Annotated in this window: 27 protein-coding genes and 1 other RNA gene; 17 read left to right on the top strand and 11 right to left on the bottom strand. The window is 72.3% G+C overall.

The window, feature by feature from the left end; all coding sequences use genetic code 11:
* On the bottom strand, positions 1 to 1,193 hold a 1,193-nt coding region (locus ACJ73U_RS25185; RefSeq protein WP_407780174.1), incomplete at its 3' end, for a neutral zinc metallopeptidase.
* Positions 1,194 to 1,261: 68 nt separating this feature from the next.
* Between ACJ73U_RS25185 and ACJ73U_RS25180 the strand changes: the two genes are divergently transcribed.
* The 4 genes from ACJ73U_RS25180 to nudC all read left to right on the top strand — a co-directional run bounded on the left by ACJ73U_RS25180 (position 1,262) and on the right by nudC (position 6,701).
* The gene (locus ACJ73U_RS25180) at positions 1,262 to 3,001 is read left to right on the top strand and encodes a DUF2207 domain-containing protein (protein WP_407780173.1); all 1,740 of its coding nucleotides are present in this window, start codon (positions 1,262 to 1,264) and stop codon (positions 2,999 to 3,001) included.
* Between the two features lie 63 nt (positions 3,002 to 3,064).
* The gene (locus ACJ73U_RS25175; RefSeq protein ID WP_407780172.1) at positions 3,065 to 4,342 is read left to right on the top strand and encodes a M16 family metallopeptidase; all 1,278 of its coding nucleotides are present in this window, start codon (positions 3,065 to 3,067) and stop codon (positions 4,340 to 4,342) included.
* 44 nt (positions 4,343 to 4,386) lie between these two features.
* Positions 4,387 to 5,745 (top strand): M16 family metallopeptidase, encoded by a 1,359-nt coding sequence (locus tag ACJ73U_RS25170; protein WP_407780171.1) that lies wholly within the window; start codon positions 4,387 to 4,389, stop codon positions 5,743 to 5,745.
* Positions 5,742 to 6,701, top strand: a complete 960-nt coding sequence (nudC, locus tag ACJ73U_RS25165) for an NAD(+) diphosphatase (RefSeq protein ID WP_407780170.1) — start codon at positions 5,742 to 5,744, stop codon at positions 6,699 to 6,701. The genes ACJ73U_RS25170 and nudC overlap by 4 nt, the downstream gene beginning before the upstream one ends.
* Here the strand turns inward: nudC and ACJ73U_RS25160 are convergent.
* The gene (locus ACJ73U_RS25160; RefSeq protein ID WP_407780169.1) at positions 6,698 to 7,180 is read right to left on the bottom strand and encodes a hypothetical protein; all 483 of its coding nucleotides are present in this window, start codon (positions 7,178 to 7,180) and stop codon (positions 6,698 to 6,700) included. The two genes, nudC and ACJ73U_RS25160, sit on opposite strands and share 4 nt — an antisense overlap.
* A gap of 48 nt (positions 7,181 to 7,228) precedes the next feature.
* On the opposite strand from ACJ73U_RS25160, the gene ACJ73U_RS25155 reads away from it, so the two are divergent.
* Positions 7,229 to 8,173, top strand: coding sequence for a cobalamin biosynthesis protein (locus ACJ73U_RS25155; RefSeq protein WP_407780168.1), 945 nt, complete (start codon positions 7,229 to 7,231; stop codon positions 8,171 to 8,173).
* Here ACJ73U_RS25155 and ACJ73U_RS25150 read toward each other — a convergent pair.
* The 5 genes from ACJ73U_RS25150 to ACJ73U_RS25130 form a co-directional block, all read right to left on the bottom strand.
* On the bottom strand, positions 8,144 to 9,001 hold the full coding sequence (locus ACJ73U_RS25150; RefSeq protein WP_407780167.1) for an SURF1 family protein: 858 nt from the start codon (positions 8,999 to 9,001) through the stop codon (positions 8,144 to 8,146). The two genes, ACJ73U_RS25155 and ACJ73U_RS25150, sit on opposite strands and share 30 nt — an antisense overlap.
* Positions 8,998 to 9,744, bottom strand: a complete 747-nt coding sequence (locus tag ACJ73U_RS25145; RefSeq protein ID WP_407780176.1) for a fructosamine kinase family protein — start codon at positions 9,742 to 9,744, stop codon at positions 8,998 to 9,000. The genes ACJ73U_RS25150 and ACJ73U_RS25145 overlap by 4 nt, the downstream gene beginning before the upstream one ends.
* Before the next feature lie 482 nt (positions 9,745 to 10,226).
* The gene (locus ACJ73U_RS25140; RefSeq protein WP_407780166.1) at positions 10,227 to 10,736 is read right to left on the bottom strand and encodes a low molecular weight protein-tyrosine-phosphatase; all 510 of its coding nucleotides are present in this window, start codon (positions 10,734 to 10,736) and stop codon (positions 10,227 to 10,229) included.
* A 47-nt stretch (positions 10,737 to 10,783) separates the two neighbouring features.
* Complete coding sequence (locus tag ACJ73U_RS25135; RefSeq protein WP_407780165.1) at positions 10,784 to 11,275, bottom strand: NUDIX domain-containing protein; 492 nt, start codon at positions 11,273 to 11,275, stop codon at positions 10,784 to 10,786.
* On the bottom strand, positions 11,272 to 12,486 hold the full coding sequence (locus ACJ73U_RS25130) for a hypothetical protein (RefSeq protein WP_407780164.1): 1,215 nt from the start codon (positions 12,484 to 12,486) through the stop codon (positions 11,272 to 11,274). The genes ACJ73U_RS25135 and ACJ73U_RS25130 overlap by 4 nt, the downstream gene beginning before the upstream one ends.
* A gap of 121 nt (positions 12,487 to 12,607) precedes the next feature.
* Here ACJ73U_RS25130 and ACJ73U_RS25125 point away from each other — a divergent pair, with 121 nt between their 5' ends.
* Positions 12,608 to 12,994 (top strand): hypothetical protein, encoded by a 387-nt coding sequence (locus ACJ73U_RS25125; RefSeq protein WP_407780163.1) that lies wholly within the window; start codon positions 12,608 to 12,610, stop codon positions 12,992 to 12,994.
* Between the two features lie 92 nt (positions 12,995 to 13,086).
* Positions 13,087 to 13,275, top strand: coding sequence for a hypothetical protein (locus ACJ73U_RS25120; protein ID WP_407780162.1), 189 nt, complete (start codon positions 13,087 to 13,089; stop codon positions 13,273 to 13,275).
* Here the strand turns inward: ACJ73U_RS25120 and ACJ73U_RS25115 are convergent, their stop codons facing one another.
* Together ACJ73U_RS25115 and ACJ73U_RS25110 are read right to left on the bottom strand one after the other, a co-directional pair.
* Positions 13,276 to 13,614: a hypothetical protein gene (locus ACJ73U_RS25115; protein WP_407780161.1), complete on the bottom strand. Its 339-nt coding sequence runs from the start codon at positions 13,612 to 13,614 to the stop codon at positions 13,276 to 13,278. It abuts the gene before it with no gap.
* Between the two features lie 113 nt (positions 13,615 to 13,727).
* A complete protein-coding gene (locus ACJ73U_RS25110; RefSeq protein ID WP_407780160.1) occupies positions 13,728 to 14,288 on the bottom strand; it encodes a TetR/AcrR family transcriptional regulator in 561 nt (186 codons plus the stop codon).
* A gap of 57 nt (positions 14,289 to 14,345) precedes the next feature.
* Here ACJ73U_RS25110 and ACJ73U_RS25105 point away from each other — a divergent pair, with 57 nt between their 5' ends.
* Positions 14,346 to 15,068, top strand: coding sequence for an SDR family oxidoreductase (locus tag ACJ73U_RS25105; protein WP_407780159.1), 723 nt, complete (start codon positions 14,346 to 14,348; stop codon positions 15,066 to 15,068).
* A gap of 15 nt (positions 15,069 to 15,083) precedes the next feature.
* Here ACJ73U_RS25105 and ACJ73U_RS25100 read toward each other — a convergent pair whose 3' ends face one another.
* Positions 15,084 to 15,494: a DUF2000 family protein gene (locus ACJ73U_RS25100; protein WP_407780158.1), complete on the bottom strand. Its 411-nt coding sequence runs from the start codon at positions 15,492 to 15,494 to the stop codon at positions 15,084 to 15,086.
* 50 nt (positions 15,495 to 15,544) lie between these two features.
* Between ACJ73U_RS25100 and ACJ73U_RS25095 the strand changes: the two genes are divergently transcribed.
* From ACJ73U_RS25095 to ACJ73U_RS25075, 5 genes are read left to right on the top strand one after another with little or no spacing between them, the layout of a single operon-like run.
* A complete protein-coding gene (locus ACJ73U_RS25095; protein WP_407780157.1) occupies positions 15,545 to 16,309 on the top strand; it encodes an AraC family transcriptional regulator in 765 nt (254 codons plus the stop codon).
* A gap of 47 nt (positions 16,310 to 16,356) precedes the next feature.
* Positions 16,357 to 17,370 (top strand): Rv2231c family pyridoxal phosphate-dependent protein CobC, encoded by a 1,014-nt coding sequence (cobC, locus tag ACJ73U_RS25090; RefSeq protein ID WP_407780156.1) that lies wholly within the window; start codon positions 16,357 to 16,359, stop codon positions 17,368 to 17,370.
* Positions 17,367 to 18,206, top strand: a complete 840-nt coding sequence (locus ACJ73U_RS25085) for a Nif3-like dinuclear metal center hexameric protein (protein ID WP_407780155.1) — start codon at positions 17,367 to 17,369, stop codon at positions 18,204 to 18,206. Before cobC ends, ACJ73U_RS25085 begins: the two co-directional genes overlap by 4 nt.
* Positions 18,203 to 18,940, top strand: coding sequence for a zinc ribbon domain-containing protein (locus tag ACJ73U_RS25080; RefSeq protein WP_407780154.1), 738 nt, complete (start codon positions 18,203 to 18,205; stop codon positions 18,938 to 18,940). Before ACJ73U_RS25085 ends, ACJ73U_RS25080 begins: the two co-directional genes overlap by 4 nt.
* A complete protein-coding gene (locus tag ACJ73U_RS25075) occupies positions 18,937 to 20,013 on the top strand; it encodes a bifunctional RNase H/acid phosphatase (protein ID WP_407780153.1) in 1,077 nt (358 codons plus the stop codon). The genes ACJ73U_RS25080 and ACJ73U_RS25075 overlap by 4 nt, the downstream gene beginning before the upstream one ends.
* Here the strand turns inward: ACJ73U_RS25075 and ACJ73U_RS25070 are convergent.
* Positions 19,999 to 21,228: an SLC13 family permease gene (locus ACJ73U_RS25070; RefSeq protein WP_407780152.1), complete on the bottom strand. Its 1,230-nt coding sequence runs from the start codon at positions 21,226 to 21,228 to the stop codon at positions 19,999 to 20,001. The genes ACJ73U_RS25075 and ACJ73U_RS25070 overlap by 15 nt on opposite strands.
* A gap of 68 nt (positions 21,229 to 21,296) precedes the next feature.
* Here ACJ73U_RS25070 and rnpB point away from each other — a divergent pair.
* The 4 genes from rnpB to ACJ73U_RS25050 all read left to right on the top strand — a co-directional run bounded on the left by rnpB (position 21,297) and on the right by ACJ73U_RS25050 (position 25,852).
* An RNA gene (gene rnpB, locus ACJ73U_RS25065) (RNase P RNA component class A) lies at positions 21,297 to 21,684 on the top strand.
* 453 nt (positions 21,685 to 22,137) lie between these two features.
* Positions 22,138 to 22,410 (top strand): hypothetical protein, encoded by a 273-nt coding sequence (locus ACJ73U_RS25060; RefSeq protein ID WP_407780151.1) that lies wholly within the window; start codon positions 22,138 to 22,140, stop codon positions 22,408 to 22,410.
* A gap of 15 nt (positions 22,411 to 22,425) precedes the next feature.
* On the top strand, positions 22,426 to 22,848 hold the full coding sequence (locus ACJ73U_RS25055) for a hypothetical protein (protein WP_407780150.1): 423 nt from the start codon (positions 22,426 to 22,428) through the stop codon (positions 22,846 to 22,848).
* 112 nt (positions 22,849 to 22,960) lie between these two features.
* The gene (locus ACJ73U_RS25050; protein WP_407780175.1) at positions 22,961 to 25,852 is read left to right on the top strand and encodes an ATP-binding protein; all 2,892 of its coding nucleotides are present in this window, start codon (positions 22,961 to 22,963) and stop codon (positions 25,850 to 25,852) included.
* The last annotated feature ends 54 nt before the right edge of the window (positions 25,853 to 25,906 follow it).

Genomic DNA, 25,906 nt, shown 5'->3' with positions numbered 1-25,906 from the left:
TGGTCGCCGCGGTCCTGGCTGGTGCGGGCCTCGTCCAGGATGTTGTCGTCGACCGAGCCGCGGCCGTACGCCGCCGCCAGGAACATCCCGGAGAAGCACTGCGCCTGCAACTCCGACCGCCTCGACAGCTCGAGTCCGGCCTCGGTGTCGGCGCCCGCGTCGTACCGCTGGTCCCAGTACGCGTCCATCACGCCGGCGAGCGTCTGCACGTGGTGGCCGTACTCGTGCGCGAACAGGGCCAGGTAGACGCCCGGCCGCGCGCCGTACAGGTCGGTCTGCAGCGCCGCGAACGGCATGTAGATGGTGTTGTCGCGGCTGCAGTAGAACGCCGCGATCGCCCCGGCGGACACCGCGCCGCACGGGCTGTCCCACTGCGTGCCCTCCGGGAACGCCAGGTTCGGGGAGAAGAACGGCAGCCCCTGGTTCCGCAGCACCGGCTGCCACGCCGCGTCCAGACACGGCAGCGCGCTCTGGAAGAACGCCGCCGCGCCGGCCGGGCTGGTCTCCCACCGCGTCAGGCCGCACGTGACCGCCGGCGTGCCCACGTCGCCCTGGAACAGCGGGTTGTCGCCCGTCACGTACACCGGTTGCGGGCCCGCGGGCGTCGTCTCCGTCGGGGTGTCCTCGGTGTCCTCGGTGGTCTCGGTCGTCGTGGTGGTGGTCGGCCTGGTGTACGTCGTGGTGGGGAACGGGTCGCCGTCCGACGACGGGGGCGTGTACGTGGGCACGGTGTCGTAGCCGGTGTCCGCGACGCTGTCGCCGCTGTTGTTCATGGCGACGAAGCCCACCGTGGCCACGCCGCCGAGCAGCACCACGACGATGAGCGTCGCGATCAGCGCGCCGGTGTTCGACGGCCGGTGCGGCGCGAGCATGTGCGGGTGACCCGGATACGGCGCCCACGGCGGCATGGTCGACCGCGGTGGCCTGGGCGGGTGACCACCGGGGAACCCGCCGGGCGGCATGCCGCCCGGCGGCCCTTGCGGCATTCCGGGTGGCGGCCCCGGCGGCAGTCCGGGTGGCCCCGGTGGCATGCCTGGCGGCGGAGGTCCCGGTGGCGTTCCGGGCGGGACGCCGTACGGCCGGGTCGGCGGGTGCCCGCCGTGACCCGGCACCGCGTTGGGCGGCAGCGGCCTGGCTCGCGGTGGCGGCAGTGGCCCCATGGGCCGCCACGGACCCTGCGGCGGCTGCGTCATTCCCCTGTCCCCCTGTTTCTGCTCAGACAGCGCGTGAGCATATGGGCACTCGACTATCCTCCGCAGGCGTGTTGGTGAAGTGGGGGATTCGCGCGGCAGCCCTTGCCGCCCTGTGCGTGCTCGGTGCTCCGGGGCAGGCGGCCGCACAACCGACGCTGCCGTCGGACCCCCGGCCGCCGTCGACGATTCCCTCGCTGCAGCCACCGGGGAAGCCGAGCCTCGACCCGAGCATGATCAACCCCACGAAGCCCAGCGGTCCGCTGCCCGGCGGCGGGATCCCGCGGCCCCTGCTGCCCGGGAGCATCAACATCGCCATGAAGCTGGAGCGGAACGGGAGCCTGTCGGTCACCGAGCAGGTGTTCGTCCAGGCGCGCAGGACGATGACCCGCCGCGCACCGCTGCGCATCAAGGCCGGCGACGACCAGGACCGCGTGTTCTCCGTCCGCGACGTCGAGGTCAAGGGCAACGCCACCACCGAGGTCAGCGACGAGCAGTTCGTCATGAGCATCGGTGAGGGCGCCAGCACCGTCACGTACACGGTGGACGGCACGGTCACCGAGGTGGCCGGCCACCAGGAGGTGCGCTGGCAGGTCGCGAGCGGCTGGGACACCAGGGTCCGCGTGCTGCGTGCGTCGTTCATCGCGCCGGACCAGCCGGAGGCGGTGGTGTGTCTGGCCGGCGCGCTGGGCAGCCACTCGCCGTGCCGCTCCGCGCTGACCGACTCGACCCAGGTGCTGCGGGTCGTGCAGGAGAGCCTGCCCGCCGGCCAGCGCGTCGACCTGACCGTCAGGCTGCCGGCCGGCACGGTCGGCGCCAACGCCCGGTTCGACGACATCGGCACGGCCAACGCGTTCGCCCTCACCGGCGCCAGCGGCATCGGCCTCGGCGCGCTGGTGCTCCTGCTGATCGGCGGGTTCGCGCTGCTGTGGCTGGCCCGCGGACGGGACGCCCGCGCACTCGCCGCCGACGTCGGCCCGGTCGAGCTGCTGATGACCGGCGACGGCGGCCGCGTCGCGTTCGCGTCACCCGACGGTGTACTACCCGGTCAGGTGGGCACGGTCGTGGACGAGCGGGTCGACGTCGCGGACGTGACCGCGACGATCGTCGACCTGGCCGTGCGCAACTACCTCTTCATCCGTGAGCTCGGGCCGAACGAGTGGGTGCTCGTGCGGCGCAACCCCCCGGACGGCGTCCTGACAGACTACGAGCGGGCCGTCTACCACCAGCTGCTGGGCAACGCGAACGAGGTGCCGATCTCGGCCCTGCGCGTGGACATGGGTGCGGTGCGTGAGGCTATGTACTCGGACGTGGTCACCCGCGAGTGGTTTGCCCGCCGCCCCGATCACGACCGGTCGCTGTGGTCGATCGTGGGTGTCCTGCTGGCACTGCTCGGCGTCGCGGCGACCGTGGTGCTCGCGCTGACCGTCGGGCACGCGCAGCTCGGCCTCGCCCTCGTCGTGGGCGGCCTGGGCCTGGCGCTGGGCGCGCGCATGATGCCGGCGCGGACGAAGCGGGGCAGTGTGCTCGTGCAGCAGGTGCGCGGCCTGCTGGGCTACCTGCGGACCACCGAGGCGAGCACGATCCCCGAGGCGGACCGGGAGATGGTGCTGTCCCGCTCGCTGCCCTACGCGGTCGTCCTCGGGGAGGTCGACGGCTGGGTGCGCCGCTTTGCCGACCTCAACACCGAGGCCGACGGCACCTCGGGTGTCTACTGGTACGAGACGGACACCCCGGCCGACTTCCCGACGAGGTTCCCGGCGCTCCTGGCCGCCCTCGACCGCGCGCTGGGCGGCGCGTCCCCGCGCTGACCCGCACCTGGACACCCGCGGGGCGGACGCGTCGGACCCGCGGGTTTGCGTAGGCTGCGGGACATGCTTGGAAATGAGCTGACCCGGTTCACGCTTGCCAACGGACTGCGCGTGGTGCTCGCCCCCGACCCGACCGCTCCGGTCGTCGGTGTGAGCGTGCACTACGACGTGGGGTTCCGCTCCGAACCAGAGGGCCGCACCGGCTTCGCGCACCTCTTCGAGCACCTCATGTTCCAGGGCAGCGAGAGCCTGGAGAAGCTCGCCCACTTCCGGCACGTCCAGTCCGCGGGCGGCACCTTCAACGGCTCGACGCACCCGGACTACACGGACTACTTCGAGGTGCTGCCCTCCGCCGGCCTGGAGCGCGCGCTGTTCCTCGAGGCCGACCGCATGCGGGCGCCGAAGCTGACCGAGGAGAACCTGCGCAACCAGGTGGACGTGGTCAAGGAGGAGATCCGCCTCAACGTCCTCAACCGCCCCTACGGCGGGTTCCCGTGGATCCTCCTGCCGCCGGTGCTGTACCAGACGTTCCCCAACGCCCACAACGGCTACGGCGACTTCACCGAGCTGGAGCAGGCCGACCTGGGTGACTGCGCCCAGTTCTTCGACACCTACTACGCGCCGGCCAACGCGGTCCTGACCGTCGCCGGCGACCTCGACCTCGCGAAGGCCCGCGACCTCATCGAGGGGCACTTCGGCGACGTCCCCGCCCGCTCCGCGCCGGACCGGCCGTCGTTCGGCGAGCCGCCGCCGAACGGTCAGCTCACCGCCGAGCACATCGACCAGCACGCGCCGCTGCCCGCGCTCGCCATCGGCTACCGCATGCCGGACCCGATCGCGGAGATGGACGGCTACCTCGCCCACCTGGTCCTCGCGTCCGTCCTCGCCGAGGGCGACGGGTCCCGGCTGCAGCAGCGCCTGGTGCTCAAGGAACCGCTGGTCAACGACGTCAACGCGGCCTGCGGCCTGTTCGGCCCGTTCGAGGCACGGGACCCGGACACGTTCACGATCACGACCGTGCACTCGCAGGACGTCAGCCAGGAGCGGGTCCTGCGTGCCGTCGACGAGGAGCTGGACAAACTCGCCAGCACCCCGCCGTCCGAGCAGGAGCTCGCCAAGGTGACGGCCCGCTGGGTCGCGAGCCTGCACCGCGAGCACGACCGGCTGGTGTCCCGCACACTCGCGCTCGGCTCGTTCGAGCTGCTCTACGGCGACCCCGGCCTCGTGTACCAGCTCACCGACCGGCTGTCCGCCGTCACACCGGACGCCGTGTCCGCCGCCGCCAAGACGCTGCGCCCCGACTCGCGCGCGGTGCTGACCGTGACGCCCGCGGGAGCGTAGTGCCGGCGGCGCGGAGCGACTCAGACCAACGCAGGAGGAAATAAGTGACGACCTTCCGTACCGCCGCCGAGATCGGCCGCACCGAGCTGGGGCCGCGTCAGCTGCCGGACCTCGGTGAGCAGCGCTCGGCCACCGGCCTGGAGTCGGTCGACACGGTGCTGGACAACGGTCTGCGCGTCATCGCGGTGTACCAGCCGACGGTGCCGATGGCGGAGTTGCGGCTGCGGATCCCGTTCGCTGGCACCGACTCCCGGCACGCCGCGATCGCCGAGGTGCTGGCCGCCACGATCCTCACCGGCACGCAGCGCCGCGACCGCGTCGCCATGGACACCGACATCGCACTGGTCGGCGGCGAGCTGGGCGCGGCCGTCGACCCGGAGCGCCTCTCCATCGGCGGCAACGCACTGGCCAGCGGTCTCGACACGCTGCTCGACGTGCTGGCCGACGCCCTGACCGGCGCCGCCTACCGCGACGAGGAGGTCGAGGGCGAGCGGGCCCGGCTCGTCGAGCGGATCGCGGTGGCGCGCTCGCAGCCGAGTGTCATCGCCCGCGAGGCGCTGCAGCGCCACCGCTACGGCGACCACCCCTTCACCCGCGAGACCCCGGAAGCTGCGGACGTCGCGACGGTGACCGCCGACGACGTCAAGGCCATGCACCGGAACTCCCTGCTGCCGCGGGGATCCGTGCTCGTGTTCGTCGGCGACGTCGAGCCGGGCGTGGCCGTCGCGAAGATCGGCGCGGCGCTGGCCGGCTGGACCTCGGACAAGAGCGCGGTCGAGCTGCCGGACCTGCCGGACGTGGTGGGCGGCGACGTGCTGTTCGTGCCGCGGCCGGGTGCCGTGCAGTCGCAGCTGCGGCTGTCCGCGCAGGCCATCCCGCGCAGCGACCCGCGTTACCCCGCGCTGCAGCTGGCGAACCTGGTGTTCGGCGGCTTCTTCTCCTCGCGCCTGGTGGAGAACATCCGCGAGGACAAGGGGTACACCTACCACGCGCGGTCGTCGCTGGAGTTCACCATCCGGGGTGCGACCCTGCTGGTGGACGCGGACACGGCCAGCGAGGTGACCGCGCCGGCGCTGCTGGAGATGCGGTACGAGCTGGGCCGCCTCGGCGTGGTCCCGCCGACCGTCGACGAGGTCGAGACGGTCCGGCAGTACGCCATCGGCTCGCTGCTGATCGCGACCGCGTCGCAGACCGGGTTGGCGTCCCAGCTCGCCGCGCTGGCGCCACTGGGACTCGGCGCGGACTGGCTGGTGGAGCACCCGAACCGGCTCAAGGAGGTCACCGGCGAGCAGGTCGCCGAGGCCGCGCTCGAGTTCTTCTCGCCGGCGCGGTACACCGGCGTGATCGTCGGCGACGCCGCCCAACTGCGCTCCCTGCGGGCGCTGGGCGGCGTTTCGGAGTGAGCCGGTTCCAACTCGCCGCGGTGCCGAGGCTCTCGCGGTCCACCGTGGACCGCCGGGAGCCGGCCCGCACCGATCCGGCCCGCCTGGCGAAGCTGTGGGCGTCGGGTCGCGTGGTCCTGGTGGACCGCAAGGGTCGCACCCCGGTCAACGCGGACATGACGGAGCTGTCCACGCGGCCGACGGCCGGCGACCTGCCGCCGGAGGCCACGCTGCTCGGCGAGTTGGACGGGGTCGGCTACTGGGCGCTGGTGACCGACGAGGAGTTGACGGAGGGCCTCGCGTCCCCGGACCGCTCCTGGGGTCTGTGGTCGGGCGCGACCTCCGCGGATGGCGAGCAGTGGCACGACCTCCGCACGACCGGAGCGCTGCTGTCCGACACGGCGGCAGGCCTGTTCACGACGGCGGTCGCGCTGGCCGGCTGGCACGCGCGCGCGGCCTTCTGCGCCAACTGCGGCTCCCCGGTGGAGCGCGTCAACGCGGGTTGGGCGACGCACTGCACGGGCTGCGGCCGCGAGGAGTACCCCCGCACGGACCCGGCGGTGATCTGCCTGGTCCACGACGACCAGGGCGAGAACGGTGCGTCGGTCCTCCTCGCCCGCCAACCGATCTGGCCGCCCGGGCGCTACTCGGTGCTGGCGGGTTTCGTGGAGGCCGGCGAGTCGCTGGAGATGTGCGTGGCCCGCGAGATCTGCGAGGAGGTCGGCATCGACGTGGCCGGCATCCGCTACCTGGGCAGCCAGCCGTGGCCGTTCCCGCGCTCACTCATGATCGGCTTCGCCGCGGTGGCGGTGGACCGGACGGCGGCCCTGGTCCCGCAGGACGGCGAGATCGAGGTCGCCCGCTGGGTCACCCGCGCTGAGGTCCGCGCCGCGCTGGCCGAGGACCAGCCCGACCTGAAGCTCCCGGGCGGGACGTCGATCGCGTACCAGATGATCAAGGGCTGGGCGGAGAGCTAGCCGCTGGCCGCGCTGGCCGCCGCCGCGCCCCCGGCGGCCGCCGAGGCCTGCCGCTCGAAGATCACCAGCACCACGTACAGCACGAACACGGCCACGGGCAGCGGGACGTCCGGTGGCACGTCCGCGGAGTACGTCCGGCTGAACCAGCCTTCCTGCCGGATCGCACCCGAGGCGGCACCCCGGACCTCCCAGTCGGACCGCCAGATGGACGGCTTCGCCAGCGTCAGCTCGCCACCCGCCGTCCGCACCGTCCACTCCCGGCCGGACTGGCGGTCGGCGGTGGCGATCCGCCCGTCCGGCCCGGTCAGCAGGAAGTGCCTGCGCCCGTCCCGGTCGACGCGGAACCCCGCGCCGGACAGGGTGAACTCGCACCCTTCGCGACGTGCGCCGGTCAGCACGGTGACCGGCGTGTCGTCCGCGTACACCTCGTACTCGCGCCGGAAGAACCCACGTCGTCGCGCCCGCAGCATGTCCACCATTAGACCAGCGCTACCGTGTCCCCCGCAGGGAAACGGGGGTGGAGGCACTTGGTCAGCGTGGCGCGTGCGGTCGGGTTGCTGCTGGGGGTGGCCGCGGACGGTGCGTTCGGCGATCCGCGCAGGCGGCACCCGGTCGCCGGTTTCGGTCAGGTCGCGGAGAAGGTCGAGCAGGTGGCCTACCGCGACGACAGGCTCGCCGGGGTGGCGTACGCCGCCGTGCTGAGCGGTGGCGCGGTGGCGCTGGGCGTGCTCGCCGAGCGCATCGGCCGGCGCGACCCCGTGCTCCAGGTGCTCACCACCGCCGCCGCGACCTGGGTCGTGCTCGGCGGCCGCACCCTCGCCGTGGCGGGCGCCGCGATCGGCCGCGAGCTGGACGCCGGCGAGCTGACCGCGGCCCGCGAGCGCCTGCCCAGCCTGTGCGGCCGCGACCCCGACACCCTGGACGCGGAGGGCCTGTCCCGCGCCGCGGTCGAGTCGGTCGCCGAGAACACCTCCGACGCGGTCGTCGCGCCGCTGCTGTGGGGCGCGGTCGCGGGCGTGCCGGGCATGCTGGGCTACCGCGCGGTGAACACCCTGGACGCGATGGTCGGCTATCGCTCGCCGCGGTACCGCCGGTTCGGCTGGGCGTCGGCCCGCCTCGACGACCTGGTCAACCTCATCCCGGCCCGGGTGGCCGCCGCGCTGACCGTGGTGGGTGCCCCGGTGGTCGGCGGCTCGTGGCGGGGTGCGTGGCAGGCGTGGCACCGCGACGCGGCCGCCCACCCGAGCCCGAACGCGGGCCGCGTGGAGGCGGCGTTCGCGGGTGCGCTGGAGGTCCGGCTCGGGGGCCGCACGGTCTACGCGCACGGCGTCGAGGAGCGCCCGATCCTGGGGGAGGGCCGCGTCCCGGACTCCGGGCACGTCACCCGCGCGGTCGAGCTGTCCCGCGTGGTGGGCAGCCTGACCACGGCCGTGGCGGCGTTGCTAGCCCTGCTGCGTGGCCGCCGCCGCTGACCGCTCGCGCTCCTCTTCCTCGGCGATCTGCTGGGCGACCGACAGCCGCTTCGGCCGCTCGGCCTTCGGGGTCGCGAGCACGCCGCCCGGTTTGATCTCGCGCCAGGTGAAGTACAGCCAGGCGAGCAACGCCATGGTGCCGAAGGCGATCCACTGCAGGGCGTAGGAGAGGAACGGCCCGGAGTCCAGCTCGGGCAGCGGCAGCGCGGCGAGCACTCCCGGGTTGTCGTCGCCCAGCTGGAGGTAGCCGGGCCGGAGGTCGAGCCCGGTGGCGTGCTCGACGACGCCAGCGCCGACCGCGTAGACCTGCAGCCGCCCGTCCCGCCGCTCGGGCGGCCGGTCGCGGGGGTCCCGCTCGTCGGCCCGCAGCCGGGCCGTGAGCGTGACCGTTCCGCCGGGTGGTTCGGCGAACTCCGGCACGACGAGGGCCTGGTTGCCCTGGGCGGGCCGGAGGTACCCGCGGTCGACGAGCACGATCGAGCCGTCGGTGAGCCGGAACGGCGTGAGCACCTCGAAGGCGGGCTGGCCCAGGACGGTCCGCAGCCGCGCGACGACCTCGTCCTCGGCGAGGTACCGCCCGGTCACGCGAACCGTCCGCCACTCGGTCCCGGGCCCCGGCTCCGCGCCTGTCGGCAGGACGGTGTCGATGTCGACGGGTGCCGCGTGGGTGGAGGCGCTGATGTCGTCGTTGGTGGTGGACCGTTCCTCGTTGCGGCGGAACTGCCAGGGCGCGAGCAGGGTGAAGCAGACGGCGGCGAAGATCAGCACCAACGCCGTCAGCGCCAACCATCCCGGGCGAAGCAACAACCGCAGCCGCACACGTCTCATGCTAGAGACCGGGCGGCGGCGACGGCCTGCGCCCCGTACCCACCCCCGAACAGCACGGTGTGCACGAGCAGGGGGAACAGCTGGTGCAGCGGGACGCGCTCCCGCCACCCGTCGGCGAGCGGGTCGCTCTCGTCGTACGCGGCGACGATCCGGTCGAGGTGCGGACACCCGAACAGGTGCAACATGGCGAGATCGGTCTCCCGGTGCCCGCCGTGCGCCGCGGGGTCGATGAGCCAGACCCGGTCGGCCCAGAGGACGTTCCCGCTCCAGAGGTCGCCGTGCAGGCGCGCGGGCGGCTCGGCCGGCCCGGCCAGCTCCCCGATCCTGGCGCAGACGGTCTCGATGGGCCCCGGGTCGCGGAGCACCCCCTGATCGACGGCGGTGCGCAGGTAGGGGAGCACGCGGTACTCGGCATACCACTCCGGCCAACGCGCCCCGGTGGCGTTCCGCATGGGCGCGAGCCCGATCCACGCGTCGACAGGACCACCGGGCGGTGCGACCCCGAAGGCGTCGGCGCCGGCCCGGTGCAGCGCGGCCAGCCCTCGCCCGAACTCCTCAGCCGCGACGGGGGAGGGACGCCCAGCCGCAACCCGCTCCATGACCACCCACTCGCCGTCGAACCCCAGGACCGCGGGCACCTGTGGACAACACCTCCCCGACGCCCCAGAACTGTCGGTCCCCTCCGGTAGCGTTGATTCCGGGGGACCCCCGGGGGCACCAGTGGGACTTTCGCTCCGGTCCAGTGGGTGATCTTCTTCCCGGTTGCCATCCGCCGCACCAGAACTGTCGCCCCCTTCCCGTAGCGTTGAATCCGGGGGACCCCCTGGGATGCGAACGGTCCTTTCGCTCGGGTTGGGCGGGTGGTTCCGTTCCCGGTTGCCAGCCGCGCGGCCGGGGCTGTCGGTCCCCTGCCGTAGCGTTGAAATCGGGGGACCCCCTGGCCCACCAGTGGGACTTTCGCTCCGGTTGGGTGGGTGGACCTCTTCCCGGTCGGCGTTCTCGGGCCCAGGCGTGTCGGTGTCCGGCGCTAGGCTGGAGATCGGGGGGCCGGAGGCCCCGCTCAGCCAGCGCAGGCCCGCCACCTCGGCCAGTACCGCGCTCCGCGAGCTGTGCCGCTTCGCCACCACCTCGTCGCCGTCGGTCAGGCGCACCCGGTACGCCCCGCCGAGCGGGGCCACCGCGGCCACCGCCCGTCCCAGCAGCCTCGACACCGCCGCCTCGGCGGTCAGAGCCGCGCCCGCACCCACTCGACCAATCCCGGCATCGCGGCCTCGACCATCCCGAGCACCTCGTCGAACCCCGCGTCGTCCCCGTAGTACGGGTCCGGCACCTCCAGGTCCGCGGCATCAGGGTCGAACGACCGCAGCATTCGCACCCGCTCGTCCCCGTCGCCGCCCTGGTGCGCGAGCAGGTCCCGCAACGCGGCCTCGTGCCCGGCGTCCAGCGCGACGAGCAGGTCCGCCGACAGGTGGTCCTCGTCCACCTGGGCCGCCACGTGTTCCGTCGGGTACCCGTGCGCCGACAGCACCCGCCGCGCTCGCCGGTCTGCCGGCTCACCGACGTGCCACGGGCCGATGCCCGCACTCGTCACCCGCACCTTGTCGGCCAGCCCTTCCTCCACCAGCACGGCGCCGAAGACCAGCGCCGCGATCGGCGAGCGGCAGATGTTGCCCGAACAGACGAAACAAACATGAAGACACATTTTGTTGTCATCGTGGGAGAGGGCGTCGACCATGCGACCAGTGTTCCGCACCTGATGGGTAGCCCCTCGAACGGCGCCAGTCAGGCGCGGGTGTGCTCGCCGTAGTCAGTCGTCCCTGCCTCCAGCGCGCGCAGCGCCCGCGCCAACCGGTCCGCCATGTCCGCCCGTAACCGGTCGGCCGCTTCGGCGGGGGACACGAACGCGGCCCCGTCCAGCTCGGCATCCACCGGCCGTACTGCGGCGGCCTGGTTGAGGGTGACAGTGCCCGCGTCGAACACGAACACCAGCTGGTCGTCCCACGGCCCGTGCGGACCGTCCCAGTCCACCACCAGCGGCCGACCGGCCGTGATAATCAACCCAAGCTCTTCCAGCAGTTCACGTTCGGCCGCGGCGCGGGGCGGTTCGTTGGCTTCGGCCATGCCGCCGGGCAGGTCCCAGTGCTCCTTGTACGTCGGGTTGACCAGCAGCACCCGTCCGGCCGTGTCCCGCACCAACACATCCGCCGCAACACGCTTCCGGGCCTGCTTGGCGTTGCCTTCGGCCAGATACGCCCAGCGGTCGGCGTCGGTCACACCGGCCACCCGGTGTCCGTCGTGTCCGTTTGGGGCGTGATCGACGCCAACGCGTCCAAGAACGCGGCGACCTCGGGCACGGCGGCGTGTGGTCGCAACGCCGCTCCCAGCCGGTCCAACCGCGCCCGGACCCGCGCCGACGTCAACGACCCCGCCACCGTGCACAACTCGGTCCCGATGGTGGCGGCTTCGTCCACGCGCCCCGCGTCCACCAACACCCCCGCCAACGTCAACTGCCCGAACGCGCGGGAACGAACCCGGTCACCCACCCGCAGCCGAATCACCAGCTTGGCTTGTTGCTCCGCTCCGCGGAGATCCCCCAGTTGTCGCAGGCACAGCGCGGCTTCGTTCGCAAGGGACGCTTCGTCGAACCCAGCGATCCATTCCGCCGGTTCCTCGTCACGGGCGGTGGCCAGGACGTGTTCGGCCTCCGTCAGGGCCGCCCCGCACGCGTGCCGGTCACCCTGCGCGGCGAGCCCACGGGCACGCATCGTGTGCAACCGCGCCACCAGCCGGGTCGTACCCGGTGCACCGGTGACCCGCTTCAACCCGGCCCCGGCGATACGGACGGCGTCGGCGGGCTGGTTCAACTGGCCCGCGAGGTGCGACATGGACGCGCACACGTTCCCGGCCAGCGGCGCATGGTCGGCGGCCGACGCCAGCCGGTACGCCTGGCCGAAGTGGTTCCGCGCCGCGTTGTCGTTGCCGCCGTCGTGCGCCATCCACCCAGCGATCTCGGTCATCGAGCACGCTGCCGCGAACAACGCGGTCTCGGCCGATCCGTGCCCGTTCACCAGCCGTGGGCCGATTTCGGTGTTCAGATACCGCAGCACCTGCGCGTAGAGGACTCCGCCACCCACTTGGCGGTCGGCGACCTGGAACGCGGTGGCCATGGCGCGGACCGCCGTCACATCTACTGGGCGCTCGCTGTGATCTCTGCTGAAGCCCGTCGGGCGTGTGGATGGTCCGGTGGGTTGTTCGTCCCACAACGGTCGTACAGGCCGCCGATTCGCCCCGGTCGGCCGGAACCCCAGCTCGGCGTCGGACAACGCGCCCAACACGGCACGGAACGCCGACCGGTAGTCCACGTTCGGCCACCGGATGCGCCCACGCTCCAGCCTCGCAACGTACGCGTCGTCCAGGATGCCCGGCCGGTCCGTGTGGGCCGTCAACCAGCGGTTCGCCGCCTCGGCCAGTTCGCTTCGTGACATGTGTGCGTCGGGGACACGAAGCGACGCGGTGGCCTCTCGCGCGGCCCGTAGTCGGTCGTTCCGCTCCATGGCGGTTCTCCCCGGTCATCGTTCGAATGCCCCCCTTATCTTGCCCCCTGCGATGCCCTGGGCACATGCCGTGTCCAAAGAGGTCAAGGCGACGGACGCTGATCTTGTGCGCCCCACCGACCACGGCCGTCCCGACGTGCCCCCGACCGCCGGGGCGGCCGTGCGCCAGGTCACCGGTTGCGGGTGTGGGATCGACCGACCGGCGGACCAGCGTTCGCTCGGGTTGCCGCCCGGTATCCCGGCCGGTCCGGTGCTGGCGAACCCGGCGGGAGTGCGGCACCTGGCCAAGCGGGGCCAGGAAGGGCAGTGGCGCACGTTATGCGGGCAGCGTGTGCCGGATGACCACCGATGCCCGACGGATGACGAGCTACGTGCGGCCGGCGTGTGGACGCTGCGGTCGTGCGGCGGGTGCCACCACGCGTACCTCACCGAAGGTTGATCACCACAGGCGACATTCAGCCTAGGATCCCGGACTTCACTCCGCCAACTCTCAGCACCGAGCAACTACTCCCACGCAACAACATGGCGGACGTGGCTGTCTACGCGCGACAACTTGCAGAGTTCGCCGCCGAGGTGGCGGAACAGCAGGAGGAGAACGAGCGCAAGGAAGCCGAACGCGACGCTCGTGAGAAGCGAATGCAGGTGATGACAGCCTGCTCGCTGGTAGTTGCCGTGCTGGCGCTGATCGTGGCAGTGATCGCGATCTTCGTCAGCGCATGATCAAGAGTTCACTTCCCGTATGGTCCCGTTGGTGGCGACTGCGTACAGGGTGACTCGCAACAGTTCGCAAATGCGGGACGGTACCCGCGTGGCGGCCCGAACAGAACGAGACTCGTCGCGGACTACCAACGCGTAGCGGGTCGTGCCGTCGTCGATGACCGGCATGCGGCGCAGCAGCTGCCCCCAGGCAGTATCGATATCGAGTCCCGGCGAGGTTGTATGGCCCTTCGCCTCGGCAACGAGCCGCTGGCCGTCGCGCTCCGCGACCACATCGACGTAGTCGATCTCGGTGCGGACCGTCCATCCTTGACCGATGAGCCAGGCGGCGAAGTCACGCACGACTAGGGCTTCGTCCCCCGCCGCCATCACAGTCCAATCCCGGCTACCACGTTGTTACGTCGGTTCTTCGACCAGACGAAACACACGTGGCGCACGTCAGCGAGTCTGCCCGATCACCGCCACGCCGCGAGCGCCACGTCCGCGACCGCGGCCAGTTCCTCCTCCGACGCGCCGTCCCTGGCCTGCACCGACATCCCCTGGATCACCGCGCCGAAGAACCGGGCCAGCGTCGGCGGGTCGTCCGCGCCCGCGTCCGCCAGGTACGAGGTGAGCAGCGACATCGCCTCGGCGCGGCGGGCTGCCGTCGCCTCGCTGACCGACGTCAGCTCCGGGGACAGGTTCAGCGACGCGGTCGAGATCATGCACCCCGGCGGGCTGTCCGAGCGCGTGTACTCCCGGGCCGCCGCCAGCAGGTACGCCCGGATCCCCGCGCGCGAGGCCGGCCGGGTCAGCGTCGCCAGGTGCCGCGCGCCGACGCTGCTCGCGTAGTGGTCCAGGCACGCCTGGTACAGCCCCTCCTTCGACCCGAACGCGTTGTAGATACTCGGCGGCGTCAGCCCCGTCGCCTCCTGCAGCCGGCCCAGGCTCGCGCCCTCGTACCCGTGGCGCCAGAACACGGCCATGGCCTTCTCGAGCACGTCCTCGAGGACGAACGACCGAGGTCTTCCTTTCATAGCAATCACTATAGTATCTTCCTTCTATAGCGATCACTATAGAAAAGGAGAGTGTAAATGTACGCACTGGTCACGGGCGCTTCGCGGGGCATCGGCAGGGCGATCGCGGTCGGCCTCGCGGCGGACGGCGCGGCGAAGGTCGGCATCCACTACGCCACGAACCGCGCGGCCGCCGAGCACACCGCCGAGCTGGTGACCAGGGCCGGCGCCGAGCCCGTGCTCATCGAGGCCCCGCTCGACGGTGACGGCGTCGCGGCCGCCCGCCGGATCGCCGAGGAATGGGACGGCGACCTCGACGTCCTCGTCAACAACGCCGGCATCAACGGCAACCAGCCGCTCGGCGAGATCGACGAGGCGACCTACCGGCGCGTGATCGAGGTCAACCTCACCGCGCCGCTGTTCCTCGTGCAGGAGTTCGCCCCGCGACTGCGCGACGGCGGCCGGGTGATCAACATCTCGACCGGCTACACGCGGGTCGCCGCGCCCACCCACCCGGTGTACGCCGCGGCCAAGTCCGCGCTCAACAACCTCGGCCTCGCGTTCGCGCCGGTGTTCGGGGCGCGCGGGATCACGATCAACGCGGTCATGCCGGGCATCGTCGACACCGACATCAACGCGGACTGGCTGCCGGACAACCGCGCGAGCGCCGCCGCGCTGTCGGTGTTCAACCGCGTCGGCACGGTCGAGGACATCGCGCTGGTCGTCCGCCACCTGGCGTCCGACGCCGGTCGCTGGGTGACGGGTCAGGTCATCGACGCGACGGGCGGCGCCAGGCTCTGAGCCGCGGGCAGGTCGCTACGGGTGCATGCGCGCGCCCTTGACGATCTTGTCGACGGCGTTGCGCGGTCCGTGCACCGCCAGCCCCACGAGGTCGAGCGCGTCCCGGGGAACGGCCAGTACGGCGGCGCGGTTGTCCGCGTCGTTGCCGGTGGCGAACAGCTCCTTCGTGAAGATCGACAGCGGCAGCCCGCGGTCCAGTGTCATCCGGTGCGCGGCGGACAGCACCGCCGCGGACGCCTCGAACACGAGCACGGGCTGGCCGAACATCGCGAGGTACTTGGTCCCGTCCGCGTCCTCGTAGGCCTCGCCCACGAGCTCCGGCACGGCGGCGGCGATCCCGCTGACCAGGAACGCGCACACGTTCAGCCGCTGCCAGGTGGGCAGGTCGTCCCGCACGACCACGGCGATCTTGGTGGAGAAACTCACGCGGCCCACGATCGCCGCCGAGCCGCCGGGCGTCTTGTACGTTCCTAACCATGGGCCCCGAGATCACGGCGTGGCGCCCGAACGTGCCCGGCATCCACGAGGTGTTCCACGCGCGGTTCACGACGCACGCGTACCCGTCGCACACGCACGACGCGTGGACCCTGCTGCTGGTCGACGACGGCGCGGTCCGGTACGACCTGGACCGCCACGAGCACGGCGCCCTGCGGTCGCTGGTCACCCTGCTGCCCCCGGGCGTCCCACACGACGGCCGCTCGGTGCGGCCGTTCCGCAAGCGCGTGCTGTACCTGGCGAGTGACACCCTGACCGGCGTCGGTGCCGCGGTCGACCACCCGTCGCTGGCGGACCCGCTGCTGCGGCGACGGATCCACCAGCTGCACGAGTCGTTGCACACCGAGGACTTCGAGGCGCAGAGCCGTTTCGCCCTGATCCGCGACCGACTGCGCCAGCACCTGGGCGCGGCCGAGCCGGCAGCGCCGGTGAGGCAGTCCGTGGCCCACCGCCTCCGCGACCTGCTGGACGCCCGCCTCCCCGACACCCCGACCCTGGACGAGGCGGCGGCGGAGCTGGAGGTGCACCCCGTGTCGCTGGTACGCGCGTTCAGCCGGGAGTTCGGCATCCCGCCGCACCGCTACGTGACCGGCCGCCGCCTGGAACTGGCCCGCCGCCACCTGCTGGCCAACCACCCGGCCGCGGAGGCCGCCACACTGGCGGGCTTCTACGACCAGGCCCACCTGACCCGCCACTTCCGGAGACTGCTGGGCATCGGACCATCCCGCTACGGCCTGCCCCGCTGACCGGCCGGCTGCCCGGGCAGGGCGGACCGCGCGGTTAAGATCCGTTGGTGAACGACCTGCGGCATCACGGCGACGTGGACGCGGCGCCGGGACTGCGGGACTTCGCCGTGAACGTCCGAGGCACCGCGCCGCCCGGCTGGCTGCGAGCTCGGCTGACCGCGGCCGTCGACCGCCTCGGCACCTACCCCTCCGCCGCGGACGACCGACGCGCCCGCGAAGCCGTCGCCGCCCGGCACGGCCGCGAGCCCGACGAGGTCCTCGTCCTCAACGGTGCCGCCGAGGGGTTCGCGCTCCTGCCGTCGCTGCGGCCGACGAAGGCAGCCCTCCTGCACCCGTCGTTCACCGAGCCCGAGGTCGTCCTCCGGGACGCCGGCATCCCCGTCCACCGCGTCCTGCCCGGCGACGACGTCCCGGCCGACGCGGACCTCGTCGTGCTCGGGAACCCTAACAACCCGACCTCCGAGCTGCGCCCGGCCGCCACCGTCGCCGCCCTCGCAAGGCCCGGTCGCGTGCTCGTCGTCGACGAGGCGTTCATGGACGCCGTCCCGGGGGAGCCCGAGTCGCTGGCCGGGGACGGCCGGGCGGGTCTGCTCGTGCTGCGCAGCCTCACCAAGACCTGGGCACTGCCAGGCCTCCGCGCCGGCTACGCCCTCGGCCACCCCGACCTCCTCGACGAACTCGGCAGGCACCGCCCCCACTGGCCCGTCGGCACGCTCGTGCTCGAGGCCGTCGCGGCCTGTGCCGAACCGCACGCGGTGGGCGAGGCCGAGCAGGCGGCGACCAGGTACGCCAGGCACCGCGAGTGGCTCACCGAAAGACTGGCAGACATCCCCGGCGTCCACGTCCACCAGCCGGCCGCCGCGCCGTTCCTGCTGGTCAGGATGGAGAACGGGGAGCGGATCCGGCAGCGGCTGCGGGACCGCGGCATCGCCGTGCGCCGGGGCGATACCTTTCCCGGGCTGACGAGCGACCACCTACGCATCGCGGTGCGGGAACCGGAGACCGCACAGCACCTGCTGGCCGCGCTCGCCGAACTGACCACGGAGGTACTCACACCTTGACCACTGTCGCCGACGTCGTCGAGGTGCTCGAGGCCGCCTACCCGCCCGCCCTCGCCGAGTCCTGGGACGCCGTCGGGCTCGTGTGCGGCGACCCGGCCGAGCCGGTTCGCAAGGTCCTCGTCTGCGTGGATCCCGTCGAGTCCACCGTGGACGAGGCGGTCGACGGCGGCGCCCAGCTCATCGTCGCGCACCACCCCCTGCTGCTCAGGGGCGTGCACGGCGTCCCGGCCAACACACCCAAGGGCAGTCTCGTCCATCGCCTCATCCGCAACCGGGTCGCCCTCTTCTGCGCGCACACCAACGCGGACGCCGCGGACCCCGGTGTGTCCGACGCACTCGCGAAGGCCATCGGACTGACGGTCACCGGCATCCTCAACCCCCACGAGGACGGCCGCACCGGCATCGGCCGCACCGGCGAACTGCCCGCACCCGAACCGTTCCGTGAGTTCGTCGCCCGGGTGGCCAGGGCGCTCCCCGAGACCGCGGCGGGCGTGCGGGGCGCCGGCGACCTCGACCGGCCCATCCGCACCGTCGCCGTCGCGGGCGGGGCCGGGGACAGCTACCTCGCGCAAGCCACCCGAGCGGGTGTCGACGCGTACGTCACCGGCGACCTGCGGCACCACCCGGCGGGCGAGCACCTCGCGACGGCCGGCGCACCCGCGCTCGTCGACGTCGGGCACTGGGCCAGTGAGTGGCCGTGGTGTGACCAGGCGGCGGCCATCCTCCGGAATGGGTTCGGCGGTAACGTCGACATCACCGTGTCCACGCTGCGCACCGATCCCTGGACCACAGCCACGACACGGGCCGCGGCCGGACAGAGGAGGACCCCAGGGTGAAAGCCGATCCCGCAGTGCAGCGGAAGCTGCTCGAGCTGGCCGACGTCGACGCCGAGCTGGCTCGCGTCGAACACCGGCGCCGAACGTTGCCGGAGCTCGCGGAGATCGCCGAGGCCGAGAAGGCGGTACAGGCAAAGAAGGACGCGAAGGTCGCCAACGAGACCACGCTCGGCGACCTGGACCGCGAGGTCAAGCGCCAGGAGAAGGAGATCGACGCCGTCCGGGCCCGCGAGGACCGCGACCGGGCGCTGCTGGCCGGCGGCACGGTGTCCGCCAAGCAGATGACCGACCTCGAGCACGAGCTGAATACCCTGCAGCGCAGGCAGAGCAACCTCGAGGACGAGCTGCTCGAGCTGATGGAGCGGCGCGAGGCGGTCGAGCTGGACGGCCAGCACGCGGCCGTCGAGCTGGGCAAGGCCGAGGAGACGCTGCAGGACGCCGCCGGCCGGCGTGACCAGGCGCTCGCGGACCTGGAGACCGTGTCGGCCCGGCGCACCGCCGAGCGCGAGAAGCTCGTGCCGGGGTTCCCGCAGCCGCTGCTCGACCTCTACGAGCGGGTCCGCAAGAACCGTGGGATCGGCGCTTCCCTGCTGCGTCAGCGCCGCTGCGGCGCCTGCCGGATCGAGCTGGACCGTACCTCCATCTCCCGGATCGCCAGCTCGCCGGCCGACGAGGTCGTCACGTGCGAGGAGTGCGGCGCGATCATGGTCCGCACGCCGGAGTCCGGCCTGTGAGGGTTGTCGTCGAGGCAGACGGCGGCTCACGCGGCAACCCCGGCCCGGCCGGCTACGGCGCGGCGGTGTTCGCCCATGACGGGTCGCTGCTGGCGGAACGCGCCGAGGGCATCGGCGTCGCGACCAACAACGTCGCCGAGTACCAGGGCCTGATCGCCGGCCTGACCGCCGCGCGGGAGCTCGGCGCCACCGAGGTGGCCGTGCGGATGGACTCGAAGCTGGTCGTCGAGCAGATGTCCGGCCGCTGGCAGGTCAAGCACGAGGCGCTGAAGCCGCTCGCCGCGACGGCCCGCGAGCTCGCCGCCGGCTTCGACGAGGTCACCTACACGTGGATCCCGCGTGCCCGGAACGCGCACGCGGACCGCCTGGCAAACGAGGCCATGGACACTCAGGCGGGCAGACCGGCCCGGCAGCCGGCCCCCGTGGACACGACCGCGCCCGCACGCTGGACCGGCGCGACCGGCACCCCGACCCGCCTGCTGCTGCTGCGCCACGGCCAGACGGCGCTGTCGGGGGAGCGCCGCTACTCGGGCCGCGGCGACGTGCCGCTCACCGAACTGGGCAGCCAGCAGGCGAAGGCCGCCGGCACCCGGCTCGCCAGGACGGACTTCACGGCGGTGATCTCCTCGCCGCTCGGCCGGGCCAGGCAGACGGCGGCGGCGGTCGCCTCGGCGTCCGGCAGGGCGGTCGAGGTGCACGAGGGCCTGGTGGAGACCGACTTCGGCGACTGGGAGCGACTGACGTTCACCGAGGCCGCCGAGCGCGACCCGGAGCTGCACCGCCGCTGGCTGGGCGACCCGAGCGTCGCGCCGCCGAACGGCGAGAGCTTCGACGCCGTCCACGCACGGGTCCGCGCGGCCCGCGACGAGCTGCTCCAGCGGCACGCCGGCCAGACGGTCGTGCTGGTGAGCCACGTCACGCCGATCAAGTCGCTGCTGCGGATGGGGCTGGACGCGGGCCCGTCGCTGCTGTTCCGCCTGCACCTGGACCTGGCGTCGCTGTCGATCGTCGAGTTCTACCCGGACGGCAACGCGTCGGTCCGCCTGGTCAACGACACCTCACACCTGCCCTGACACCAGCGCCCCGAGCCACAGCGCCACCACCGATGCCGCCAGGCCGGCCGGCACGGTCAGCAGGCCGAGCAGCGTGAAGTCCTTCGGCGCGGGTGTCAGGTCGTGCCGGTGCAGCACCCGCCGCCACAGCAGCGTGGCCAGCGAACCGACGTAGGTGAGGTTGGGGCCGATGTTCACGCCCAGCAGCACCGCGAGCAGGATCGGCGCGGGTGCCGACGGGCCGAGCACCGACAGCAGGAGCAGCGTCGCCGGCAGGTTGTTCACGAGGTTGGCGAGCACGGCCGCCACCCCGGCGACGGCGAGCAGAGCCACCAGCCCGGTCGAGCCGGGCAGCACGGCGTCGAGGACGGTGCGGCCGCCGTGCTCCGCGACCGCCTCGACCACCACCGCCAGCGCCGCCACGAACAGGCACAGCAGCGGCGCCGCGGCCCGCACCACCGCCGCGGGGCGTTCCCGGTGGCGGACCGCCAGCACCAGCGCGCCCGCGACCGCCACCCACATCGGCTCGAGCCCCAGCAGCGGGCCGGCGCAGAACCCGGCGAGCACCAGTGCGAGCGTCCACAGCGCGAACCGGGGCGCCGGCCCCGGCTCCGGCGCCTCGCCCTCCGCGGGCGCGGACAGCTCGTTGGCGAAGTAGCGGCGGAACACCAGGTACTCGATGGCCAGCGTGACCAGCCACGGCCCGGCCATGAGCGCGGCGAACCCCGCGAACGGCAGCCCGCTGGCCGCGAACGCGAGCAGGTTGGTGAGGTTCGACACCGGCAGCAGCGTGGACGCCGAGTTGGCGAGGTGCGTGCAGGCGAAGACGTGCGGCCGCGCCGGCAGCCGCAGCCCGTTGGCCGTCACCAGGACCACCGGGGTCAGCAGCACGACGGTCGCGTCGAGGCTCAGCACGGTCGTGGTGACCGCGGCGGCGCAGAAGGTGAGGGTCAACAACCGGTGGGCGTCGCCGCGGCAGGCCCGCGCGACGACCCGGCCGAGCCAGGCGAAGACGCCGGCCCCGTCCGCGAGGTGGGCCAGCACCAGCACCGCGGCGAGGAAGACGAGCGTCGGCACCAGGTCGAGCACCCGCCGCCCGGCCGTCGCGGGGTCGACGAGCCCGAGCAGCAGCACGAGCCCCGCGGCGGGCACCGCGACCACGGCCTCCGGCAACCCGCGCGGCCTGAGCACGGCGAACGCCAGCACGACCAGCAGCAACGGCAGTCCCACCCACACCGGCGCCAGGCTAACCGGCGGGTAGCATGATCAAACTCTTCGCCGGCGGTTACCCTTGACGTCGCGGACGAGTCGGCAGGGCGGTCGCGGCGGGCTTGCCCGTCGAGGAAAGTCCGGACTCCGAAGGGCAGGGTGGTTGCTAACGGCAACCCGGGGTGACCCGCGGGACAGTGCCACAGAAAACAGACCGCCTGGCGGAAAACCGCTGCCAGGTAAGGGTGAAACGGTGGTGTAAGAGACCACCAGCACCCCGGGTGACCGGGGTGGCTCGGTAAACCCCACCCGGAGCAAGGTCAAGAGGGAGCCGCGAGGCTCCTGCGCAGGCGTTCGAGGGCTGCCCGCCCGAGCCTGCGGGTAGGCCGCTAGAGCCTGCCGGCGACGGCAGGCCCAGATGGATGACCGCCCACCGGTCTTACCGGCCGGGGACAGGATCCGGCTTACATGCCGACTCGTCCGCGCGTCGCCACACAGCCCGTGTGCGGCGTTTCGATCACGATCACGAGGAAACCGCGCCTCGAACGAGTGATGTCCGTCGCACTGTACGAGCGAAGTCAAGAGCCGTGTGGCGAATACACCACCTCAGACCCCGTTGGACCGAACGGGTGAGGAGGCACGGAGGGAGCGAGGGGTTGACCCGACAGTCCTCGCACCTACAGTTAGGTCGCCCTCGGCATGTGGGTGAACCTACCGAGATGTTGGTCCAGACGAGTGATCCTGGCGGTCTCGTGACCATTTCGCACGCATCATGTGTGTGGTCAGATGGCACGTCGTCGAGCGCCAAGGAGAATGTGAGTGCACGAGATGTGGATCTACGGAGCGCCACCCCGTCACTACACGTCGTGATGTGGGCGTGCTTCACTCGTCTACGAACGGCAGGCAACAACAGCCGCGTACCCAGGAGTTAAGAACATGATGGCCATGACCACCTTCGAGCTCGCCCAGGAATCCGGTGGTTTGGGCACAGGCGGCGTCCGTACCTGGATTCTCGACAACCTCATTCCGCTACTGCTGCTCGTGGTCGCGCTGCTCCTCCTGTGGCTCGGCGGCGGCAAGGGTGACAACGCGGGCGTCATGCGGCGCCTCGGCGGTGTCATCGTCGCGCTCGCCATCATCGGGTTGGCGGTGACCACGGACGCCGGCAAGAACATCGGCACCTGGATCGCCGGCCTCTTCACCGGCTGAGCTAGAGGGACCTCTGTGCGCATACGTACCGACGACGAGGTGTACCGCGTCGACGCAGTCTGGCTCGGCCCGCCTCGCGCGACCATGCCCTTCCGCGCCCGCTACGTGGCGTGGGGCGTGGGCGTCGTGGTCTTCCTCCTCGTGCTCACCGTCGAGCGCCGGATCGGGATCTCGCTGTTCTGGTCGATCGCGTGGGGCATCGTGGTCACCATCCTGCTGACGAGGATCATCTGCGCGAAGATCAGCCATGAACGGCCGCTCTCCGCGGTGGCCTCGATGTGGCTGCGCGAGCTGACCGCACCACGCGAGACAACCGCGGGACAGGGCGGCGCCGTCAGTGCTACAAGGGTCCGGGTGAGCACCGGCCGCCCGAGGAAGCGCCAGACGAAACGGGGGAGGGGACGCGGTGTTCGCACGCCGAAGCAAGCGCGCGCCTGAGCAGCCCGCGCCGCCACCCCCACCGGCCCGGCGTCACCAGCCACCGTCACCAACGCGCCGGGGCCGGCACGCGGCACCGGAGTTCGACAGCTCACGGGACAGCTCACGGGACCTGCTCGACCCACCCCGGGCGAGACAGACACCACCCCCGGCACCGCAGTACCGGCCGGCCGGCGACAGCAAGCGCAACCGTCGTCTCCCAGGGGAGCAGTCCATTCCCACCTATACCCCGTCGATCGCCGCGCGAAGCATCGACGGCCACCTCCTCCGCAACGGCTCGGACGTCTTCGCGTGGTACCGGCTGGCCCCGCAGCGCTGGTCGTTCCGCTCGGACTCCCAGCGCCAGGACCTCGTCGCCGCGATCGCCGGCCAGTACGCCGAGCTCGCGGGCCGCTGGCTGCACCTGCGGGTGACGAACCGGCCGTACCCGATCCGCATGTGGGCCGAGGCGCACGTGCACAACGCGGTCAACCGGCTGCCGGACGTGCCGGGCGCGCTGTCCTTCGACGACTACCTGATCGGCGAGCAGCAGCAACTGCTGGGCCGGTCGATGGCGGAGAAGGAGGTCTACCTGGGGGTTCAGGTGCAGACCCGCAACATGGTCGACCGGGCCGTGGAACGCGCCGCGCCGCTGCTGCGCCGGATCTTCCCGGCCGCGGTGGACGCCGAGCTGATGGCGATCGACTCCGAGGTGGAGCACCTGGACCAGGTGATCGCCTCCGCGGGCCTGGAGGGCCGGCCGGCGACCGCCCAGGAGATGTCCTGGCTGATGCACCGGTCGTGCTCGCTGGGCCTGCCCGCCCCGCGCAACCTGCCGGCGGTGCCGGACTCGATGTGGGAGCCGGAGGACCTGGCGTCGTTCACCGACGCGGCGGACTTCCACCAGGAGCCGTACTCCCCGACGGTGACCGTGCGTGGCCGCACCGGCTCGAACGCCGGCATGACCCGCCACGTCGCGGTGCTGACGGTCGGGCAGATGCACGGCCTGCAGATCCCCGAGATCGACGACCCGTGGGTGCAGCACTCCGACCGCCTCGCGGCCTCGGTGGAGTGGTCCGCCCGCCTCTACGTGCGCCGCCCGGAAGAGGTGCAGGGCGAGCTGTCGCGGCAGATGAACAAGGTCCGCTCGCAGGTCCGCCACTACACCGACGAGCACGAGCTGGAGCCGCCGCAGTCGCTGGCCCGGCAGGCGTCGCGGGTGCTGGAGATCGACGACGAGATGACCTCCGGCTTCACCCAGCTGGCCACCCGGGTGCGCTCGTGGTGGCGGCTCGCGGTGTCCGGCCCGACCGAGCGCGACGCGTTGCGGCTCGCGCAGCAGGTGCTGGAGCTGTACAAGCCGAAGGTCGCGATCGAGCACCCGGAGGCGCAGTACGCGCTGGCCAGGGAGTTCATCCCGGGCGAGCCGCTGGCGTCCTCGGCGTACATGCGCCGCGGGTCCGTGGTCTGGGCGGCGGCCGCCGTGCCGACCGCGACCGCCGAGGTCGGTGACCGCCGCGGGATCCTGCTCGGCGAGACCGTCACGGCGACCCGGCGGCCGGTGGCGTGGGACCCCTGGATGGCGCAGGAGATCCGCGACGGCTCCGGCCTGACCGCGATGGTGGCCGGCCTGGGTGGCGGTAAGTCGTTCCTCGGTGGCGGCATCGTCTACAAGACGCTGCGGGCCGGGGCGCACTGGACGATCCTCGACCCGTCCGGGCCGCTGACGAAGCTGTGCGACCTGCCGGAGCTGCGGCCGTACGCGCGGCCGATCAACCTGCTGAACGCGCAGCCGGGCATCCTGAACCCGTACCGGGTGGTGGCCGAGCCGCAGTTCGACCACTTCCGGGACGAGTCGGACCCGGAGCGCGCGTGGCGCCGGGAGAAGGCCCTGGCCGCGGCGACCCGCCGTCGCCTGGCGCTGGACGTGCTGACCGGGCTGCTGCCGTACGACATCGCCCGCATGCCGCAGACCAGGATCGTGCTGCTGCGTGCGGTCCGCATGGTCGGCGGCCGGGTCGACGCGGACCCGAGCCTGGTGTTCGACGCGCTGCGGCGCGACGCGTCGGAGCACCACGAGCACGCGGTGGTGGTGGCGGACTTCCTCGACGAGATGCGTGAGCGCATGTCGCTGCTCATCCCGGAGAAGGGCGACGACCCGTACACCGACCAGCGCGACGACCGGCTCACGGTCATGACCATGGCCGGCCTGACGCTGCCGAAGGACGGCGTGGGCCGCGAGCACTGGACGGACGCGGAGTCGCTGGGCGTCGAGATGCTGAACCTGGCGGCGTGGCTGACGCAGCGGTCGATCTACGAGCGCCCGAAGGACACCCGCAAGGGCGTGTGGATCGACGAGGCGTTCTTCCTGTCCGAGGTGCCGACGGGCCGGGTGCTCATGAACCGGTTCGCTCGTGACTCGCGTAAATGGAACGTGCGCGTTCTGCTGTCGTCCCAGATCCCGGCCGACTTCCTGCGCATCCAGGGCTTCGTCGCACTGCTGGACTCCGTGTTCGTCGGCCGGCTGGACGACGACCAGGCGCAGGAGGACGCGATGCGCCTGCTGAAGGTCCCGGTAGGCGCCGGGTACGAGCAGGTCGTGGCCTCACTGGGCCGCCGCCCGGGCGGCCACCGCGACACGGTCCGCGACACCGCGCCCCGCCAGTTCATCTTCGCCGACGGTGCCGGCGGGGTCGAACGCATCCGCATCGACCTGTCCGGCCCGCACCTGGACCACCTCCGCAACATCATGGACACCACGCCGGACGCCCTGCGCGAGGCGGCCGCGGGCATGGGTGCGGTGCTCCAGCCGGAGACCCACGTCCCCGAACTCCCGTCGGACGAGCCGACCCGGGACGGCGTGACGGACTACGCGGAAGAACAGGCGGAGTTCGACCTGGCGGCGGACTTCGAACTGGGCCTCACCGACGAGAACCCGGGAACGGACCCCGCCGTCACCCCCGAGGGCGGCACCAACGGAAACGGAAACACGGCAGGCAATCGCGGGCGGGTCGATGTCGTATGAGCGGCCGACCCGCACGTTTTCGGCATCCCCGTAGCTCGGACGGGGCCGGCGAAG

Origin of the sequence: Actinophytocola sp., assembly GCF_045807065.1 — a bacterium.
In the GTDB taxonomy this organism is placed as follows: Bacteria; Actinomycetota; Actinomycetes; order Mycobacteriales; family Pseudonocardiaceae; genus Actinophytocola.
This window is presented reverse-complemented; position numbering and strand designations above follow the sequence as displayed.

Bases quoted from the DNA above. Each gene is read 5' to 3' on its own strand.
- ACJ73U_RS25175 (WP_407780172.1), top strand. From the start codon at position 3,065: ATGCTTGGAAATGAGCTGACCCGGTTCACGCTTGCCAACGGACTGCGC.
- ACJ73U_RS25160 (WP_407780169.1), bottom strand. From the start codon at position 7,180: ATGGTGGACATGCTGCGGGCGCGACGACGTGGGTTCTTCCGGCGCGAG.
- ACJ73U_RS25150 (WP_407780167.1), bottom strand. From the start codon at position 9,001: ATGAGACGTGTGCGGCTGCGGTTGTTGCTTCGCCCGGGATGGTTGGCG.
- ACJ73U_RS25140 (WP_407780166.1), bottom strand. From the start codon at position 10,736: ATGGTCGACGCCCTCTCCCACGATGACAACAAAATGTGTCTTCATGTT.
- ACJ73U_RS25130 (WP_407780164.1), bottom strand. From the start codon at position 12,486: ATGTCACGAAGCGAACTGGCCGAGGCGGCGAACCGCTGGTTGACGGCC.
- ACJ73U_RS25125 (WP_407780163.1), top strand. From the start codon at position 12,608: ATGCCCTGGGCACATGCCGTGTCCAAAGAGGTCAAGGCGACGGACGCT.
- ACJ73U_RS25110 (WP_407780160.1), bottom strand. From the start codon at position 14,288: ATGAAAGGAAGACCTCGGTCGTTCGTCCTCGAGGACGTGCTCGAGAAG.
- ACJ73U_RS25105 (WP_407780159.1), top strand. From the start codon at position 14,346: ATGTACGCACTGGTCACGGGCGCTTCGCGGGGCATCGGCAGGGCGATC.
- ACJ73U_RS25095 (WP_407780157.1), top strand. From the start codon at position 15,545: ATGGGCCCCGAGATCACGGCGTGGCGCCCGAACGTGCCCGGCATCCAC.
- ACJ73U_RS25060 (WP_407780151.1), top strand. From the start codon at position 22,138: ATGATGGCCATGACCACCTTCGAGCTCGCCCAGGAATCCGGTGGTTTG.